This window comes from Antrihabitans stalagmiti (assembly GCF_016482825.1).
GTDB classification, from domain to species: Bacteria; Actinomycetota; Actinomycetes; order Mycobacteriales; family Mycobacteriaceae; genus Antrihabitans; species Antrihabitans stalagmiti.
This window is the reverse complement of sequence record NZ_JAEMNV010000008.1, coordinates 156,735-172,364: the sequence shown is the minus strand read 5'-3', so window position 1 is coordinate 172,364 and position 15,630 is coordinate 156,735. Positions and strand designations below refer to the sequence as shown.

Sequence of the window (15,630 nt, the reverse complement as noted above, 5' to 3'; positions counted from 1 at the left end):
CAAACCCTACTGGGCGTCGTCGTTACTCGCGGGTCAGGCAGCCCACGGTTACTGTCGGTGCCCGTGAAGGCTGTGAAAATGACCGCTGACGAGATCTCGAACATCGATGCGGCGCACGTGTGGCATCCGTACGGCGGATTTCCGGCGTCGACGCGTCCCCTCGTCGTGGCGAGTGCGCAGGGAACGCGGCTCACACTTGCGGACGGTCGGGAGCTGATAGACGGCATGAGTTCCTGGTGGGCGGCCATTCACGGCTACCGCCACCCAGTGCTCGACGCGGCCCTGACCGAGCAGGCGCAGCTGATGAGCCACGTCATGTTCGGCGGGTTGACCCACGAACCCGCGGTGCGGTTGACGAAGCTGCTCGTCGATCTGACGCCACCCGGATTGGATCGTGTGTTTCTCGCAGATTCCGGGTCGATCTCGGTCGAGGTCGCCGTCAAGATGTGCCTGCAGTACTGGCGCAGCATCGGTCGCGACCGCAAAACCCGGCTGCTCACGTGGCGGGGCGGATACCACGGCGACACGTTCACTCCGATGAGCGTCTGCGATCCCGAGGGCGGCATGCACTCGTTGTGGACCGACATTCTCGCGGACCAGATCTTCGCGCCGAAGCCGCCGCGAGAATTCGACCCGGCTTACATCGAGGAGTTCGGCAGGTTGCTCGGCGAACATGCCGACGAGGTGGCCGCAGTGATCGTCGAACCGGTTGTCCAAGGTGCCGGCGGCATGCGCTTCCACGATCCGCGCTACCTCACCGAGTTGCGCCGGCTGTGCGACGAGCACGACGTACTGCTGGTGTTCGACGAGATCGCAACTGGATTCGGGCGCACAGGGGAGTTGTTCGCCGCCGACCACGCTCGCGTCAGCCCGGACGTCATGTGCGTCGGCAAGTCGTTGACCGGTGGTTACCTCACCCTCGCCGCGACCATTTGCACGTCGCGGATTGCCGATTCGATCTCTGCGGCACACGGCGGACTGATGCACGGTCCGACGTTCATGGGCAATCCGCTTGCCTGCGCTGTGGCGGTCGCATCTGTCGAATTGCTGCTTTCGCGGGATTGGCGTGACGAAGTCGCCGCGCTTGCAGCCGGGCTCGAGCGGGGCCTTGCGCCTGCCCGCGAGTTGCCTGGCGTCGTCGAGGTTCGGGTGCTCGGCGGCATAGGGGTCATCGAGTTGGACCGTCCGGTCGACATGCAGGCCGCCACCGATGCCGCGGTGGCCGCCGGGGTCTGGCTGCGGCCGTTCCGCAATCTGATCTATGCGATGCCGCCCTACATCTGCACCGCCGACGAGGTCGAGCGCATCGCAGCCGCGATGGTTGCCGCGTCGCAGGCGGTGTGAGGTGGGTGCTTGAACACCGTTCAAGTCGCGTATGCTGCTGAATCGTGGGATCCGATAAAGACGCGCTGAGCTGGCTCGACGATCGCGAAAGCGAGCGTCGCGCTGCCGGGCTGCGTCGCGAACTGCGACCGCGCACACCCGCGACCGGACTCATCGACCTCGCGTCCAACGACTACCTGGGTTTGGTTCGGCACCCCGATGTGATCGACGGCGCCATCGCGTCGCTCCGGCGGTGGGGGACCGGCTCGACCGGATCGCGGTTGGTCACCGGATCGACCACCGAGCACGCGTTGCTCGAATCGGAGCTGGCCGAATTCGTCGGAGCCGAAGCGGGACTCGTCTTCGCGAGCGGGTATGCGGCCAATCTCGGAGCGGTCACTGCACTGGCGGGCAAGGGTTCGCTCGTCGTGTCCGATGCTGGCAGCCATGCCTCGCTCGTCGACGCCTGCCGGTTGTCGCGAGCGCGAGTGCAGGTCACTCCGCACGGCGATCTCGGCGCGATAGAGGCGGCGCTACGCGATCGATCCGAGGAACGCGCACTAGTGCTAACGGATTCGGTGTTCAGCGCCGACGGCGACCTAGCACCGCTGCGCGAGATGCATCGTCTGGTTCGTCGATACGCAGCGGTGCTCGTCGTCGACGAAGCGCACGGGATCGGCGTAAGGGGGTCCGGCGGGCGGGGACTCGTGCACGAGTTGGGCCTCGAAGGCCAGGAAGATGTCGTCGTCACCGCGACGCTGTCGAAGTCGTTGGCAAGTCAGGGCGGCGTCGTCCTGGCAAGCGAACGAGTGTGTGCGCACCTGGTCGACACCGCACGAACCTTCATCTTCGACACCGGGCTTGCGCCTGCTGCGGTCGGTGCTGCGCGCGCCGCGCTGGGTGTGCTGCGCCGCGAACCGTATCGGGCGCAGGCTGTGCTGGACCGTGCCGCCGACATCGCGCGCATCGCCGGTGTCGAGGTGCCACCTTCGGCAGTTGTGTCGGTGATTCTCGGTGACCCGCAGCGCGCCTTCGACGCTGCGGCGGCCTGCCGCGAAAACGGGCTCAGCGTCGGATGTTTCAGACCACCGTCGGTACCGGAGGGTACGTCGCGCTTGCGTCTGACGGCACGTGCAAACCTGACCGCTGCCGAGCTGACGACCATCGAGCACGTTCTCGACGACGTCCTCTCCGCCTCGGCGACGTGACAGTTCTCCTGGTCACCGGCACCTCGACCGGCGTCGGAAAGACAGTTGTCACAGCAGCGTTGGCGGCGGCTGTCGCTGCTTCCGGCCGCTCTGTCGCCGTGTGCAAGCCTGCGCAGACCGGCATCGGGGTCGATGAGCCCGGCGATCTTGCTGACATACAACGGCTTTCGGGGACCGAAACGCTGGTCGAGTTGGCACGCTACCCGGATCCGCTTGCGCCCGACACCGCCGCACGCCGGAGTGGGCTTCCCGCGTTGAGCCTCGCGGACGTGGTGTCGACGGTCCGAAAGCTCGACTCGGAGAACGACGTCACCCTCGTCGAAGGTGCCGGCGGGCTGTTGGTCGGGCTCGGGGAGCGGGGGTTCACGGTGGTCGAGCTCGCCCTGGAGTTGGGCGCCGCAGTTGTCGTTGTCGCTGCGGCCGGACTCGGGACCTTGAATCACAGTGCACTGACGGTGCGTGCGCTTGCGGCAGCGGGTGTTTCGTGTTCTGGTCTGGTAGTCGGGTCCTGGCCGGCAAAGCCGGATCTTGCCGCGGAGTGCAACCTCGAAGATCTGCCGCGAACGACTGGAATCGGCATTGTCGGGTCGGTACCGGAGGGTGCCGGTGCCTTCGATCGCGACACTTTCGTCAGTGCAGCGCCCGGTTGGTTCGACGCGGAGTGGTTGGCTCGGTGGTCATGAGCGTTGCCGTATCCGGTGAGGACGTGGATATCGTGGCGTATGCGCTATCTCAGCAGCCTCTGTCTACCCGCGGTCGCCGCGGTGATCGCCATGCCCACCGGTGTCGCAGCCGCTGCGCCCGTCCCCGGTGACAGTCCGCGCGAACAGCAAGCGCGCGCCTACGTCGAGGCGCTGGTCACGCACAATCCCGACGATGTGAAATTCGCGCCGGATGCCAAGCGGTACGAGGTCGGCATCCAGACCGGGTACTCCGGCGCGCAGTTGTCGAACGACCTGCGGAACGGTCTGCAGTACAAGGTCATTCAGCGGATTCGGGACTACTCGACGACCGAGAACGGAAACGCCGTCGTCGCAAAGTACCTGCTCGATGCAGGAGTGGGGACCACGACTCTGGCGACGGTTCAGATCACCGAGTCGTTCGAGGTCATCGATGGCAGCATCCATCTGATAATTGCCGACATCAAAATTCCGGGATTGGGTATGTGACTGTCATGGCATTGGAATTCGAACAGGTCATAGTGAACGCGCTCGATCCGACAACCCTCGCGAACTGGTGGTGCGATGCGCTCGGGTGGGCCGTATTCGACGCCGAAGACGACTGCATCGAGATCAGGCGCACCCCGACGACCCTTCCTGGTCTGCTGTTCCTGCCGGTACCCGACCACAAAGTCGGTTTCAATCGGCTGCACCTCGACTTTCGACCGGACGATCAGAACGTGGAGGTCGAGCGATTGCTCGCTCTCGGCGCGACCCGCGCTGACGTCGGTCAAGGCGACGACGTGTCCTGGGTGGTGCTGGCAGATCCGGAAGGCAACGAGTTTTGTGTACTCGGCAGCCGAACGGCGTAACTCCACCGGCCGAGCCGCGACCCGAGCTGTTTACGGTCCGTTGCATCCAAGATCGCTGCGGTGTGCCCCCGTTGTTGCGACAATGCTCCGATGAGTGACTTCGACGTATTGGTCATGGGCTCCGGGCCCGGCGGACAACGAGCAGCTATCGCGGCGGCGAAACTGGACAAGAAGGTTGCCATCGTCGAATTGCGAAACATGATCGGCGGCGTCTGCATCAACACCGGCACAATTCCGTCGAAAACGTTGCGCGAGGCGGTTGTCTACCTCACCGGTATGAGTCAGCGCGAAATGTACGGCGCTGCTTACAAAGTCAAGGAAGACATCACAAAAGAAGACCTGATGGCACGCACGAATCATGTGATGGGTCGGCAGATCGATGTGATCCGCAGCCAGCTTTCCCGCAACCACGTGACGCTGCTGACCGGGCAGGGGCATTTCACCGATCCCAACACCATCGAAATCCAGGACGGAACGGGCCAGAACCGCGTCGCGTCGGCGGACAAGATCATCATCGCGACCGGCACCAAGCCGGCGCGGCCCTCGACGGTCGAGTTCGACAACAAAACGATCATCGATTCCGACGGCATCCTCGACCTGGCTCAGATCCCGCAGACGATGGTCGTGGTCGGCGCGGGTGTCATCGGTATCGAGTACGCGTCGATGTTCGCCGCGCTCGGCACGAAGGTCACCGTCATCGAACGGCGCGGCAACATTCTCGAGTTCTGCGACCGTGAGGTCGTCGAGGCGCTCAAGTATCAGTTGCGCGACCTCGCGGTCACATTTCGCTTCGGCGAAACGGTTTCTGCCGTCGAGAAGTATGCGAAGGGAGCGGTCACGCATCTCGAGTCCGGCAAGAAGATCCCGGCCGAATGTGTCATGTATTCGGCAGGGCGACAGGGTGTTACAGAGCAATTGCAGCTGGAGAACGCCGGCCTCGCAGCGGACGACCGTGGGCGCATCAAGGTCGACGAACATTTCCGCACCTCGGTCGACCATATCTACGCGGTCGGCGATGTGATCGGATTCCCCGCTCTCGCAGCAACATCCATGGAGCAGGGCCGGCTCGCGGCACACCATGCGTGTGGCGAACCCGTGCACGAGATGAACGAGTTGCAGCCGATCGGCATCTACACGATTCCGGAGATCAGTTTCGTCGGAAAGACCGAACACGAGCTCACCGAGGAGAAGGTTCCGTTCGAGGTCGGGATATCTCGCTATCGCGAACTTGCGCGCGGACAGATCGTGGGCGATTCGTACGGGGTGCTGAAGATTGTCGTCTCGCCGAGTGATCGAAAAGTGCTCGGCGTGCACATCTTCGGCACTCAGGCGACCGAATTGATCCACATCGGTCAAGCAGTCATGGGCTGCGGCGGAACCGTCGACTACCTGGTGGATGCTGTGTTCAATTACCCGACGCTGGCCGAGTCGTACAAGGTTGCCGCGCTCGATGCGATGAACAAGATCAGACAACTCGCGGTGCTCAGCGACTGACCCGGCAGGACGGCTCCCGCCGGGAATGGTCGCCCGGCTCGCGGGGGCGGCGTGCGTATCATGAATTCAAATGTCCGAGCAGGTTTTTCGACATCCGTCGACGGTCTCCGATTGGGACGATGCCAACCGGATCGCCCGGTTGCGGGAAACCCGGTTCGGCAGACAATGGCGGACCCTAGGCCGCTCGCGCCGCGTCCTGATTCGAGTACTACTGGTGGTGCTCGGGTTCGCTGCGGCATTCGCTCAGTACTGGAACGTCGATGTGTTGCCCGAACGCGATCGTCTGGCTTTGACCAGGCCTGAGGTTTACGAGGTGTTCGATTCGGCGGATCCGGACAAGCGCGACACGGCCGTTGTCGACCTGGTCGGCCTCGGAAGTTTGGATGCGGGTCCAACGGCCGCGGCATTGCCGTCGCTGGCGGCGATCGGGCGTGTGTGGGTCGTCAAATACGACAACGGGGGTATCGACACCCAGGTGATCAGCAGGATTGTTGCGGAGCGCGCCGATCAGGAGGGTGTCGACAATCTGTTCGTCGCGGGACACAGCATGGGTGGAGTCGTTGCTCTCGAAGTGGCCGAGCATATCCATCAGGAGACCGACATAAATTTGATCGGCGTATTGCTGGATTGCACGCCGGTGAGCTTGCACGCCGTTCGGTCGGACAAGCGCGACACGGGCGAGAACATGCTCCGATGGATGGGTTGGGTCCCCGGTGCAAGAGAAAGTCGGTCGTTACGCTTTCTGGTCGAAATGGGTGCGCGGCGTGATCGGTTCTGGGATCTGTACTCGCCCGGTTGGAAGGCGGATCCGGTCGAGTTCGTCGACGCGGTCGCCGAGGTGCTGCACGACAAGTTGCTGTCCGGCAATGCTGCGAGCAACGGGCTGATCGAGGCGCAGTTCAAAGTAATCGTGGCGTCCGGTGCCGTCGACAATCTGGAAGCTTTGGCAGAGCCGCACGAGGACAAACGTCGGCCCATGATCGTCTATTTGCGACCTCGGCGTGCGCTCGACGACGACGTCGTCGATGTCGAGTACACCGAGGGGGTCCTGACCGAAGAGACAGCGGGACCGCAGGGCCTGCTGCTCGTGGTGCGGATGCGCAATACCGGACATGCGAACCCCATTCAGAGATCTCTCGACTACAACGCCGCAATCGCGGACAATGTCGCGCCGTTTCTGCTGCGAATCGACGACACAGGGGGCCGGCAGGACTCGGCGCAAAGCGGTCCCTGACCGCAGGGAAAATCAGGTGCGCCCCGCTTGCAGATTGCGTAACGTCCTTCCGTTGCCGAAACCGGACAGGAGGAACGACACATGAGCACACCCGTGCTGCCCGCAACCGATCTGCGTGAACTGCTGATCGGTGAAGACGCCTGCGTGCGGCGCAGTCTCGAAGTGCTCGGCGAAATCCTCTCCGGCACAGCGGGTAGCACCGAGACCGACGAGACCTTCGTCGCGCGGCATCTCGGTGTTTCGCATACGTCGCTTGTGGCAGAAACTGTTCGGCTGTCCGCAACGAGCGCATTGTCGGTGGCAGCCACGTTGGCAGAATTGATCGAATTGCACAGCCCTGCAGTAGGACCGGGCGATGGCAACGATTCTCCCGAATGGCGCAGGCTCGAACTCGATGGTGTCAGCTTCTCGTTGCCGAAGACTCTGTCGACGTTCTTTGCACGCGGAATCCTGGGTGCCGCAGGCGTTGTCGTTCGTCTGATCGCGGCAGACTGCTACCGCGGACCCGCTCTTTTCGTCTATGCGGCACCGGAGGATCGGGAAGTCGCGCGCGCGGTTTTCGACGCGATCACGGCAACCGCCAAGAGCAAGAACTTGCTTCGTGGCAGGGTGCTGCACGCGACGTGCAACGATGGGCTCCAACTCGACGTGACTGAACTCGCGTCGATGGAGCGGTCGAGTTTGTCTGTCCCGCAGCAGGTGTGGGACGAGATCGATACCAACGTCGCTGCGGTGACGACGCGCGCCGAATTGATGCGGGCACTCGACCTGGGAACCCGGCGCGGCATCCTGCTCGCAGGTCCGCCCGGTGTCGGCAAGAGTGCGATCAGTTCGATCGTTGCGAAGGAATTGGTCGGCGATTTCACCGTCATTCTTGTGGAAGCCCGCGCTGCGATGTACGTGTTGCGTGCGGTTTTCGAAGAGACGAAGGAACTGGGTCCGACGGTGGTCGTCCTCGAAGACATCGACCTCTACGTCGGTGATCGCAACAACGGCACCGGCGGCGCGGCGTTGGCAGACTTTCTTGCCGTCATGGATGGAACCGAGCGCTACGACGACGTCCTGACAATTGCGTCCACGAACGATCCTGCGGCACTGGACAAAGCGGCGACGCGGGCGTCACGGTTCGACGCGATCATCCATCTCGACTACCCGGATGTGCGTGGCCGCGCGGCGATCCTGCGTGGCCTGATCGCGAAGCTCGACTGTGCCGACACGGTTGATGTCGAGCAGGTCGCGGCAAGCATCGGTGGCGACGTGTCGGGTGCTGATCTTCGCGAAATCGTGCGGCGTGCGGTGCTGATTCACGGCGGTGATCTGAGCACCGAACGGCTTCGTGATGTCGTCGGTCAGGGTCGCTGGAAGCCTGAGCCGCTGGTGGGGAACTACCTGTGACGTGGCTGCGCGGTCGCGCAACTAGGCCCTGACCCGGTCACCGAGGCGATTGCGAACGCCACCGACGAACAGCTGCAGACCGAAGTCGAATCGTGCTGTCGCATCAGGAGTTTCGAACAGGGGAGAGGCATCTTCGGTGAGCGCGCCGTAGGAGTCCATCTGCATACGTGACTGTTCGTCGACGGTATGGCCGAGTACGTAGTAGAGCAGTGTGTATGCGGCAAGCTCGGCTTCGGGCCGCGGCATCCCCGCTCGCAGCGCGGCTTTGACGAACTTCTCGCGCGCCTGCGTCGTCGTGAGCCGCGACGCGTACGTGGCGGAGACCAATTCCGCTCCGTCGCGAATGGAGAGCAGAGCGTCTCGGAGTCGATGAGCGAGCTCGAGAAGCTGGCCGTCCCAACTGACGGCCGTAACCGGTGCGTCGATCGGTTCGAGGATGCGGTCGGCAACCGCGCCGAGGAGTGTCTGCTTGTTCGGGAAATGCCAATACAGCGCGCCGGGCTGTACGTGCAGCGAACTTGCCAGCCGCCGCATCGTGAGGTCGGCGAGTCCGTACTCGTCGAGGATCGCGATCGCACCATCGAGCACGTCGTGTCGACGCAGCTGCACGAATACCTCCTGGTTGAACCCACCCTGTCGACTGCAGCCCTGTTTTGACTACGGGTTGTCGCTACCCTAGCCTGAACACCGTTCAAGTTGCACCCGAAGGGAAAACCGCATGACGCAGGCACCTGCCCGGCTCGACATCCTCGCCACTGCACGCGAGCAGGTGCTCGAACGTGGTGTGGGACTTACCGAAGAGCAGGTTCTCGAGGTGTTGCGTCTCGACGACGACCGACTCGAAGATCTGCTCGGTCTCGCTCACGACGTGCGGATGAAGTGGTGCGGCCCGGAGGTCGAGGTCGAGGGCATCATCAGCCTCAAGACCGGCGGTTGCCCAGAGGACTGCCACTTCTGCTCGCAGTCCGGTCTGTTCCAGTCGCCTGTGCGCGCGGCCTGGCTCGACATCCCGAGCCTTGTCGAAGCTGCGAAGCAGACAGCCAAGAGCGGAGCGAGCGAGTTCTGCATCGTCGCCGCCGTCCGTGGTCCGGATGCGCGACTGCTCGCGCAGGTCGCTGCCGGTATCGAAGCGATTCGCAACGAGGTCGACATTCAGATCGCGTGCTCGCTCGGCATGCTCACCCAGGAGCAGGTCGACCAGCTCGCCGCGATGGGCGTGCATCGCTACAACCACAACCTCGAAACGTCCCGGTCGCATTTCCCGAACGTCGTCACGACGCATACGTGGGAAGAGCGCTGGGAGACACTGCGTATGGTCCGCGCTGCCGGCATGGAGGTCTGCTGTGGCGGCATCCTCGGCATGGGTGAAAGCCTGGAACAGCGCGCCGAGTTCGCGGCGAATCTTGCCGAACTCGAGCCCGACGAGGTACCACTGAACTTCCTCAACCCGCGCCCGGGTACGCCGTTCGGCGACCTCGAGGTGCTGCCCGCGAGCGAGGCGCTGAAGTCCGTCGCTGCGTTCAGGCTCGCCCTTCCGCGCACCATCCTGCGGTTTGCAGGTGGCCGCGAAATCACTCTCGGCGATCTCGGTGCCAAGCAGGGCATCCTCGGCGGCATCAATGCCGTCATCGTCGGCAACTACCTGACCACGCTCGGCCGGCCCGCGGAGCAGGATCTGAATCTGCTCGTCGAGCTGCAGATGCCGATCAAGGCTCTCAACGACACGCTGTAGAGACGTGACATCATCTGTCGGTATGGATGAGCGCTACAACCCGTTCACGGGTCTGCGGATCGTTCCCGGTCACGAGGACACAGTTCCGGCCGCTGCAGCGCTGGGTCTGGAACCGCCGCGCTTCTGCGAGGAGTGCGGTCGGCGCATGGTCGTTCAGGTCAGTCCGGACGGCTGGTGGGCCAAATGTTCCCGGCACGGCGTGATCGACTCTGCAGATCTGCACCAGCGGTGACGGCTGCGAGAGGTCCGCGTACGGACCGCCGCAGCGACCCGACTGCCGCTTCGTTGGTTGCCATCGGCACCGTCGTTGTCAGTGTGCTCGGAGCTGTGGTCTGGGCTTTCATCGCGCCCGCTGAACATTTCGTCGTCGTCGGGCCCGATAGCGGCGCTGCCTTGACCGGGGAGAGCGCGCACCAGTTCGACAGTCTGGCGATGTTCGGCTGTATCGGCGCGGTCGTCGGCGTGCTGACCGCGGTGGCGGGCTGGCAGCTACGGGCGAATCGCGGGCCGGTGCTGTATCTCGGCTTGCTGCTCGGTTCGGCGGTCGGCGTCGTCGCGATGAAGTATTTCGCGGAATTTGTTGCGACGCTTCGGTTTCCGCACGTCGATTCGCCCGCGCTCGATCAAATAGTTGCCGTTGCGCCGAGCGTCGGGACGCCGGTCGTTCTGCTGGTCCAGCCGCTGTTCGCCAGCCTGGCAGTCCTCGTCCTTGCGGCGATGAGTCCTCGCGACGATCTGGGGGTCGCGCGGCCGAACACGGACCCGTCGCACAACGTCGACAGTGACCCGAACGAATGGTCGAGTAGCCGGAATCTCTCGACTGGTTGGTGACGGACGAACTGCGTTTGCGGACCTAGCTCATACCCGCGGCCGCAGGGCAGCGAACTCGTCGGTGACGCGGATCTGTGAATCGGTGAACCGGTACATCGCGGCCGGTCGACCACCTGCCGGTCCGGGGGAGGACGTCGTCCCCGTCGGTGTGATCACCTTGCGGCGGCTGAGGACGCGCTGCAGGTTGGTGGTGTCCACGTCGTATCCAAGTGCAGCACAATAGATTTCGCGCAGTGTGGACATGGCGAACGTCGGCGGTGCGAGGGCGAATGCGATGTTCGTGTAGGACAGCTTGGCGGCCAGCCGGGTCCGTGCGTGTTCGACGACGATGCTGTGGTCGAACGACATCTCCGGCAGCGACCACACCGAATGCCAGCGGGTGTCGGGAGGTAGTTGCGGATCGGTGGTCAACGGCACCAACCCGAGGAATGTCGACGCGATCCTTCGTGGGCCCGGCACGCGGCATGGATCGCTGAAAACCGACAGCTGCTCGAGGTGTGCAAGGTTGCGGACGTCGACCTTTTCGGCGAGTTGCCGCCGCGCCGAGGTGGTGAGGTCTTCGTCGTCGCGGAGCTTTCCGCCTGGCAGCGACCAGGTCCCGGCTTGCGGGTCCAGCGCGCGTTGCCAGAGTAGGACCGCGAGCTCGGCTCGTTCGTCGGTCCCTGGGCGCCCGTCGAAGTGTCTAACTTGGAACACCGCGGTGAGCGATTCGTGGATGGTGCTACCATGAAGCATGTTTTCGATCCTAAGTCGAAAACCTCGAGAACGCGAACTCGGCACAGCCACCGGGGACGTGGGAAGGAGTCGACATGGCGACGACACTGCTGGAATCTCAGATCGTGGACGGCCCGGGTGGGTTCACCGGCCTGACCGGGACGCCGGAGTGGGCGGTCGAGGTCAAACGACTCGCACGTGAAGCCGATGCGACGATCCTCGCGCACAATTACCAACTGCCGGAGATCCAGGATGTTGCCGATCACGTCGGCGACTCGCTCGCTCTGTCGCGGATCGCTGCCGAGGCGACCGAGGGCACGATCATCTTCTGCGGTGTCCACTTCATGGCGGAGACCGCGAAGATCCTCAGCCCGACCAAGACGGTGCTGATCCCCGATGCGCGCGCTGGGTGCTCGCTGGCCGACTCCATCAACGCCGACGATCTCCGCGCCTGGAAAGCGGAGTTCCCGGACGCAGTCGTTGTCTCCTACGTGAACACCACGGCCGAGGTCAAAGCGTTGACCGACATCTGCTGCACGTCGTCCAACGCCGTCGACGTCGTCGCGTCCGTCGATCCGGATCGTGACGTGCTCTTCCTTCCCGACCAGTTCCTCGGCGCGCACGTCAAGCGCATCACCGGTCGCAAGAACCTGCACATCTGGGCAGGGGAGTGCCACGTACACGCAGGCATCAACGGCGACGAACTGACGGCACAGGCTAAGGCGCACCCCAACGCGGAACTGTTCGTGCACCCCGAATGCGGTTGCGCCACATCGGCTCTCTACCTCGCTGGCGAAGGAGCCTTCCCAGCCGACCGCGTGCACATCCTGTCCACCGGCGGCATGATCGATGCCGCCAAGGTCGCGAAGTCGAAGGAAGTGCTTGTCGCGACCGAGATCGGAATGCTGCACCAACTCCGAAAAGCCGCGCCCGGCATCGACTTCCAGGCTGTCAACGACCGCGCGTCGTGCAAGTACATGAAGATGATCACCCCGGCCGCGTTACTGCGCTGCCTGATCGAGGGCAAGGACGAGGTGCATGTCGACCCCGAAACTGCCGAACTGGCACGTGGTTCCGTGCAGCGGATGATCGAGATCGGTACCCCGGGCGGAGGCGAGTGACAGCGGGGTCGGGGGGGTCGGGCGGACCGTTGACACCCGACCAGATCACCGCGGGCGCGTGGTTCGCGGACCGCAGGCTGCCGATCTCGTGGGAAGCCGAGGCCGATCTCATCGTCGTCGGCGGTGGCGTCGCGGGACTCACCGCTGCCCGCGCGGCATCGCTGCGCGGGTTGCGCGTCCTGACCTTGAGCAAAGGTGGACCGACCGACACGTCGACGCAATACGCGCAGGGCGGCATCGCCGTCGTCGCGCCGAAGCGCGATTCCGTTGCGTCGCACGTGAAGGACACGATGGAAGCCGGTGCGGGTCTGTGCGACCTTGCTGCGGTCGAATCCATCGTGTCCGGTGGCCAGGACGCCATCGCATCGTTGACCGACCTCGGTGCCGTGTTCGACCTCGGTCGCGACGGCAAGGTCTCGCGGACCCGAGAAGGCGGCCACAGCACGCGCCGGATCATTCACGCAGGCGGCGACGCGACCGGTGCCGAAGTGCAGCGCGCCCTCAACGCGGCAGGCCTGCCGGTATTGTTCGGGGCTGCTGCGGCACGGATCGTCACCGACCCGATGTCCGGAGTGCAAGGCGTAATAGTGCTGTCAGACAAGGGTTACGGCGTCGTACATGCGCCCTCGGTCCTGCTCGCCACGGGTGGGCTCGGTCAGCTGTACGCGTGCAGCACCAACCCACCCGGTGCGACGGCAGACGGAGTTGCGCTCGCACTCGATGCCGGCGCGACTGTCGCCGACATCGAGTTCGTTCAGTTCCACCCGACGGTGTTGTTCGCATCCGGTGGGGTCGGTCGACGCCCGTTGATCAGCGAAGCTGTTCGCGGTGAAGGCGCGAAGTTGGTTGATACCGAGGGTAACTCGGTAACTGCGGGTGTGCATCCGCGCGGAGATCTCGCCCCGCGCGACGTGGTCTCGAAGGCGATCGCAGCCCGCCTTCGTGGGCTCGACACCGATCACGTCTTCCTGGACGCCCGCAGCATCGACGGCTTCGCGCAACGTTTTCCGACGATCACCGCGTCCTGCTTGGCTGCCGGTATCGACCCGACCACGCAGCTGATTCCGGTCGCTCCCGCAGCGCACTACCAGTGCGGTGGCGTGGTGACCGACGTGAACGGTCACACCGGTGTGCCAGGGCTGTATGCCGCAGGTGAGGTCGCACGCACGGGCCTGCACGGTGCAAATCGATTGGCGTCCAACAGTCTTCTCGAAGGGCTTGTCGTCGGCGAGCGTGCTGGCATCGCCGCAGCGGAACGCAAGGGCATCACCGCCCAGGTACGTGACTCGGTGTTGTGGGCGACCGCACGACTGCCGCGCGCGCAAGTCCAGCAGTTGATGACGGACAACGCGGGCGTCGTTCGCGACAATGCCGGTCTGACGAATGCCTACTCACAACTGGTCGCGGCTCCGAAATGGGGATCGGGAGACGTTACGGCGCTGGAAGATTCGGCCCTCACCGTCACAGCGAACGCGTTGGTCCTCGCTGCCTCGGCTCGGCTCGAAAGTCGCGGTTGCCATACCCGATCGGACTATCCGGAGACCAGTGACGTGCAGCGGCACAGCATTTCGATCCGGATGGACGAGGGCGGCGAACTCCGGATTTCCCAACAGACTCTTGAAAAGGTGCGCTGAGATGGTCGACGACTCTCTATCACTCGACGATGTGATGCGGGTGATCCGAACTGCTTTGGAAGAAGACCTCCGCTACGGACCCGACGTGACCAGTGCCGCAACCGTTCCCGAGGATGCAGTTGCAAAAGCGTCTGTCGTGTCGCGTTCGCCGGGAACCGTCGCCGGAATCGACGTCGGTCTCCTCGTACTCGACGAGGTGATCGGCGCAGGCAAGTACGAGGTCACCGAACGCCTGCTCGACGGCGCCCGTGTCGACAAGGGCACCACGGTGCTGAGCGTGCTGGCGCCGACACGCCAACTGCTCACCGCGGAGCGCACGATGCTGAACCTGTTGTGCCACATGTCCGGTATCGCAACCGCCACCGCAGCGTGGGTCGATGCCGTCGAGGGAACCGATTGCAAGATCAGGGACACCCGCAAGACCCTCCCTGGACTCCGTGCCGTCGAGAAATACGCCGTTCGCATGGGCGGCGGCGTCAACCACCGCATGGGCCTCGGCGATGCGGCACTGATCAAGGACAACCACGTCGTCGCTGCGGGATCTGTGGTCGCGGCCCTGCGTGCTGTGCGCGAGCTACGCCCCGACATCGCGTGCGAGGTTGAGGTCGACAGCCTCGAACAACTCGACGCCGTCCTCGCCGAGAACGTCGAACTGGTCTTGCTCGACAACTTCCCGCTCTGGCAGACCCAGATGGCCGTGCAGCGTCGCAACACCGCCGCGCCGCAAACCAAGCTCGAATCGTCGGGTGGTCTGACACTCGACGTCGCGGCCGAATACGCAAGCACCGGCGTCGACTACCTGGCAATCGGTGCGTTGACGCACTCGGTCTCGGTACTCGACCTCGGTCTGGACATGTGAGCGGCTGCTACAGGGCCTTGGTCATGAACACACTGTTCGGATCGTCCACGTAGTCACCGAACGGTGCGCAGTACTCGAAGCCGTGCTTGGCATACAGCTTTCGTGCGGGCTCGAAGTCGTCCATGGATCCGGTTTCGAGACTGAGCCGCCGATATCTGCGTAGACGCGCCTCGTCGACGACGAACGTCAGCAGCACTGACGCAATGCCCGACCGTATGCGTCGCGGCGTTGTGCGCATCGACTTCAATTCAGCATGACGTGCGTCGAGCGCCGCGAGCGCACAGCAACCGACAAGCTTCTCGCCCTCCCATGCCGTCCAGACGGTGACGGCGGGGCTCCTCAACGCATCGAGATCGAGGGTGTGGGTGCTTTCCGGCGGTGACGTGATCCGCAGGTCGGCGATGTGATCGTCGAGAAAGGCCACGACGACGCGATCGGTCAGGTCGTCGACCCTGATCTCCAACCGCGTCGTTCGTGCCACGGAATCAGGCTAGCGGCGCGACGCTGTCGGAGACCGATCACCGGCAGAAGTATCCTTGTAGTGCGCCAAGGGC

At 64.0% G+C, this 15,630-nt stretch carries 17 protein-coding genes; 14 read left to right on the top strand and 3 right to left on the bottom strand.

Annotated features, from left to right (window positions below; translation table 11 throughout):
- The first annotated feature begins 78 nt into the window (after positions 1–78).
- The 8 genes from JGU71_RS22685 (at position 79) to JGU71_RS22650 (ending at position 8,185) form a co-directional block, all read left to right on the top strand.
- Positions 79–1,344 carry an adenosylmethionine--8-amino-7-oxononanoate transaminase gene (locus JGU71_RS22685; RefSeq protein WP_233529926.1) on the top strand — a complete coding sequence of 422 codons (1,266 nt, stop codon included), beginning with the start codon at positions 79–81 and terminating at the stop codon, positions 1,342–1,344.
- Positions 1,345–1,385: 41 nt separating this feature from the next.
- Positions 1,386–2,531 carry an 8-amino-7-oxononanoate synthase gene (locus JGU71_RS22680; protein WP_372433220.1) on the top strand — a complete coding sequence of 382 codons (1,146 nt, stop codon included), beginning with the start codon at positions 1,386–1,388 and terminating at the stop codon, positions 2,529–2,531.
- Positions 2,528–3,214: a dethiobiotin synthase gene (gene bioD, locus JGU71_RS22675; protein WP_199706781.1), complete on the top strand. Its 687-nt coding sequence runs from the start codon at positions 2,528–2,530 to the stop codon at positions 3,212–3,214. The genes JGU71_RS22680 and bioD overlap by 4 nt, the downstream gene beginning before the upstream one ends.
- Before the next feature lie 39 nt (positions 3,215–3,253).
- Entirely contained in the window at positions 3,254–3,700 is a 447-nt protein-coding gene (locus JGU71_RS22670) for a DUF8021 domain-containing protein (protein WP_199706780.1), read from the top strand.
- Between the two features lie 5 nt (positions 3,701–3,705).
- Entirely contained in the window at positions 3,706–4,062 is a 357-nt protein-coding gene (locus tag JGU71_RS22665) for a VOC family protein (RefSeq protein WP_199706779.1), read from the top strand.
- Positions 4,063–4,152: 90 nt separating this feature from the next.
- Positions 4,153–5,556, top strand: a complete 1,404-nt coding sequence (gene sthA, locus JGU71_RS22660) for a Si-specific NAD(P)(+) transhydrogenase (RefSeq protein ID WP_199706778.1) — start codon at positions 4,153–4,155, stop codon at positions 5,554–5,556.
- A gap of 70 nt (positions 5,557–5,626) precedes the next feature.
- On the top strand, positions 5,627–6,790 hold the full coding sequence (locus JGU71_RS22655) for an alpha/beta fold hydrolase (protein ID WP_199706777.1): 1,164 nt from the start codon (positions 5,627–5,629) through the stop codon (positions 6,788–6,790).
- A gap of 81 nt (positions 6,791–6,871) precedes the next feature.
- Positions 6,872–8,185 (top strand): AAA family ATPase, encoded by a 1,314-nt coding sequence (locus JGU71_RS22650; RefSeq protein WP_199706776.1) that lies wholly within the window; start codon positions 6,872–6,874, stop codon positions 8,183–8,185.
- Between the two features lie 21 nt (positions 8,186–8,206).
- On the opposite strand, the gene JGU71_RS22645 is transcribed toward JGU71_RS22650, so the two are convergent.
- A complete protein-coding gene (locus JGU71_RS22645; protein WP_199706775.1) occupies positions 8,207–8,794 on the bottom strand; it encodes a TetR family transcriptional regulator in 588 nt (195 codons plus the stop codon).
- 109 nt (positions 8,795–8,903) lie between these two features.
- Here JGU71_RS22645 and bioB point away from each other — a divergent pair, with 109 nt between their 5' ends.
- Genes bioB through JGU71_RS22630 form a run of 3 tightly spaced genes read left to right on the top strand, consistent with a single transcriptional unit; the run spans position 8,904 to position 10,748 of the window.
- The gene (gene bioB / locus JGU71_RS22640; RefSeq protein ID WP_199706774.1) at positions 8,904–9,917 is read left to right on the top strand and encodes a biotin synthase BioB; all 1,014 of its coding nucleotides are present in this window, start codon (positions 8,904–8,906) and stop codon (positions 9,915–9,917) included.
- A 22-nt stretch (positions 9,918–9,939) separates the two neighbouring features.
- On the top strand, positions 9,940–10,149 hold the full coding sequence (bsaP, locus tag JGU71_RS22635) for a biotin synthase auxiliary protein BsaP (RefSeq protein WP_199706933.1): 210 nt from the start codon (positions 9,940–9,942) through the stop codon (positions 10,147–10,149).
- Complete coding sequence (locus tag JGU71_RS22630) at positions 10,146–10,748, top strand: DUF2567 domain-containing protein (RefSeq protein WP_307829782.1); 603 nt, start codon at positions 10,146–10,148, stop codon at positions 10,746–10,748. The genes bsaP and JGU71_RS22630 overlap by 4 nt, the downstream gene beginning before the upstream one ends.
- 27 nt (positions 10,749–10,775) lie before the next feature.
- Here JGU71_RS22630 and JGU71_RS22625 read toward each other — a convergent pair whose 3' ends face one another.
- The gene (locus JGU71_RS22625; protein ID WP_199706772.1) at positions 10,776–11,483 is read right to left on the bottom strand and encodes an NUDIX hydrolase; all 708 of its coding nucleotides are present in this window, start codon (positions 11,481–11,483) and stop codon (positions 10,776–10,778) included.
- Positions 11,484–11,557: 74 nt separating this feature from the next.
- Between JGU71_RS22625 and nadA the strand changes: the two genes are divergently transcribed.
- From nadA to nadC, 3 genes are all read left to right on the top strand, one after another.
- Positions 11,558–12,583: a quinolinate synthase NadA gene (gene nadA / locus JGU71_RS22620; protein ID WP_199706771.1), complete on the top strand. Its 1,026-nt coding sequence runs from the start codon at positions 11,558–11,560 to the stop codon at positions 12,581–12,583.
- Between the two features lie 77 nt (positions 12,584–12,660).
- Positions 12,661–14,217, top strand: coding sequence for an L-aspartate oxidase (locus tag JGU71_RS22615; protein WP_233529974.1), 1,557 nt, complete (start codon positions 12,661–12,663; stop codon positions 14,215–14,217).
- 1 nt (position 14,218) lies between these two features.
- The gene (nadC, locus tag JGU71_RS22610; protein WP_199706770.1) at positions 14,219–15,076 is read left to right on the top strand and encodes a carboxylating nicotinate-nucleotide diphosphorylase; all 858 of its coding nucleotides are present in this window, start codon (positions 14,219–14,221) and stop codon (positions 15,074–15,076) included.
- A gap of 7 nt (positions 15,077–15,083) precedes the next feature.
- Here nadC and JGU71_RS22605 read toward each other — a convergent pair whose 3' ends face one another.
- Positions 15,084–15,557, bottom strand: a complete 474-nt coding sequence (locus JGU71_RS22605) for a GNAT family N-acetyltransferase (protein ID WP_307829780.1) — start codon at positions 15,555–15,557, stop codon at positions 15,084–15,086.
- Between the last annotated feature and the right edge of the window lie 73 nt (positions 15,558–15,630).